This is a genomic window from Pseudoalteromonas sp. MTN2-4, from assembly GCF_042848605.1.
Lineage (GTDB): Bacteria > Pseudomonadota > Gammaproteobacteria > Enterobacterales > Alteromonadaceae > Pseudoalteromonas.
The window spans coordinates 1-2,178 of record NZ_BTGK01000027.1 but is presented as its reverse complement, the minus strand read 5'-3'; the positions used below and the strand labels follow the sequence as shown (position 1 = coordinate 2,178).

The following is a 2,178-nucleotide window of genomic DNA, read 5'->3' as shown; positions in this document are numbered from 1 at the left end:
GGCGTTATGTGTCATTTGACTGGAGAATAGGTTGAATTATCAGAATTCTTGGAGGGAGTTGAAAAAGCGTCGAAATATTCAAATAGCCCTGTTAGTAACGATGATAATTATAGTGTCTGCAGCAGATGAGTTCCTATCAAATATAAGTGGTATGCAAAATATAGGGCAAATGATTTTTAATGTATTTATTCCATTTATCATCTGGGCACATATTAGATTTAGGAGTTGGAAGTGTCCTAGGTGTAAGGAAGTTTACTCCAAATTTAGCTTGCTCTTAGGTGAATCAAAATGTTCGAACTGTGGATTGAAGAAATGGGCTGATCCATAACACATAACAAAGGCATCAAAAATGACGTCAAACGCTTGGCTGACGCTCATTCTTCGCTAATTATAGCCAAGCATTATCCGCATTTTATGCGGCCGTTATAAGCCATGAATAAACTTAAGCATATCATCTCTAGTTTTCTTCTTTTTAGTGCAAGCACAAATGCTTGCCAAGTTTTATCATTCGAAGAGGAAATGGAGGACTATAAAGAAACAAAAGCTCTTGCAATAAAGCATGCTCAAAAGGCCGCTAAAGAGGCTGATACCATTTTGAAAGCACGGGTTGTAAATGTTACCGAAAGAGTAAGTGACGAAAATAGCACAGCTCAATACTTTGATGTTGAACTCGATAAGGTCAATGTACTCAAGGGAGCTTTTTTCGAAGGGCAGCGCCTGTTTTGGAAAGAAAATCTAGAAACAATAACTATTGGGTGCAGCCAATCAATGTATATCGATGTTATTGATTTAATGCCGAGCTATCCTTACCTCCTCTACATCAAAGATGGGGAAATAATCAGACAAAATGATATTGGCCCTTACTTCCCAACTTTAACTGGTGAAGAAGAATTAGAGTTAATCGGAGCAAATGGCTTATAACAAAGCCTTAAAGTCGGATTCGTAACAGTTGGCACGGTTCCGCTTCGCTTCACATTTTAGCCAACTGCTACTCACCGCTTAAGGCGGCGTTAGGCATATCAGGGAGAATTTATGCAAATTCTAAAAATAATAATCTTACTATCATTTTTATCATTCTTTTCAGGTTGCTCTTCAACTGGTGGAACAATCGGAGGGTTATTTCCTGCCCCAAAACTTCTTGATGGTAAAATAGAAAATAATACTTACTTTTCTAAAGACGGTGATTTTTCTGTATCAATTCCACATAAAGAAGACACATATGAATATACATACCTGCAAGTTAAAGAGCAGTACGGAAAATTTGGTACTTACATTAGTTTTGGTCCAGCAGCAATTGATCAATCAATATACCGACTCGAAATAGGTAAAAAACTTTCTCCTGAAAGTAAAAATGTTGACTTTGATACAGCTGTTGAATCCATCATCGCAAATTATTCAAAACAATTAGAATTGGGTTATAAATCTCAACCAAGTATTATCAAAAAAGAGAAAGCATCTGTTAATGGCTTTAATAGCTACATCGTCGAACTTACTCAAAAATTACCAAACCAAACATTTACTCACGAAGTGGTTATAACAGACTATCCAACTATGGCGGCTATTTTCTGGGTTCAAAAGTCATCTATCGGGCAAAACAAGGCATCAATTAACACAATGCAGTTTGCAAAGTCTTTTAAAGTACTATGAATACGCCTAACAAGGCGCTCAAGGGCGGACACAAAAGTTTGGCTTGTCGTTCGTTCCTCACTAATTTTAAGCCAAACTTTTTTAGCCGCTTAGCACGGCGTTAGAAGGAGTTTAAAATGTCATTTGAACCTGACTACGATAGTTATTCATATGAGGACCTTTTGGATGTTTTTGAAAACATCGATCGAGCAAACTATCCAGAAAGATTCAACAAGGTAGCAAGGTTGCTTGGAAAAGACATTAGCTCGGAGGCTTCAGCCGATGACAGTGGTGAAGTCGGAGAAGAAAAAACTGTAGCTTGTTCTGAATTAGCTAAAGCAGCTAGAGTAAAACGTATAAATGGTTACTTTGATTCGTTGAGCGACTCAGGCTCAGAGCTTAATTCTGGGGATTATGATCTAGGATCGTATTCCGATGGTGGCACCGGTGACTGATTCCTTCTAACAAGTGCCTAAACCAAAGGACGCAAAACAGCAGGCTTGCGCTCCTTCGTCACTAATTTTAGCCTGCTATTTTACGCCGGTTAGGCAA

General features: G+C 38.2%; 3 protein-coding genes. All 3 read left to right on the top strand.

Annotation, left to right across the window (positions count from 1 at the left end; genetic code table 11):
• Positions 1-432: 432 nt before the first annotated feature.
• The 3 genes from ACGHEH_RS21460 (at position 433) to ACGHEH_RS21450 (ending at position 2,081) form a co-directional block, all read left to right on the top strand.
• A complete protein-coding gene (locus ACGHEH_RS21460) occupies positions 433-921 on the top strand; it encodes a hypothetical protein (protein ID WP_390449752.1) in 489 nt (162 codons plus the stop codon).
• Between the two features lie 111 nt (positions 922-1,032).
• Positions 1,033-1,647, top strand: coding sequence for a hypothetical protein (locus ACGHEH_RS21455; RefSeq protein WP_390449749.1), 615 nt, complete (start codon positions 1,033-1,035; stop codon positions 1,645-1,647).
• A gap of 116 nt (positions 1,648-1,763) precedes the next feature.
• The gene (locus tag ACGHEH_RS21450; protein ID WP_390449746.1) at positions 1,764-2,081 is read left to right on the top strand and encodes a hypothetical protein; all 318 of its coding nucleotides are present in this window, start codon (positions 1,764-1,766) and stop codon (positions 2,079-2,081) included.
• Positions 2,082-2,178 lie beyond the last annotated feature (97 nt).

Bases quoted from the DNA above. Each gene is read 5' to 3' on its own strand.
- ACGHEH_RS21460 (WP_390449752.1), top strand. From the start codon at position 433: ATGAATAAACTTAAGCATATCATCTCTAGTTTTCTTCTTTTTAGTGCA.
- ACGHEH_RS21455 (WP_390449749.1), top strand. From the start codon at position 1,033: ATGCAAATTCTAAAAATAATAATCTTACTATCATTTTTATCATTCTTT.
- ACGHEH_RS21450 (WP_390449746.1), top strand. From the start codon at position 1,764: ATGTCATTTGAACCTGACTACGATAGTTATTCATATGAGGACCTTTTG.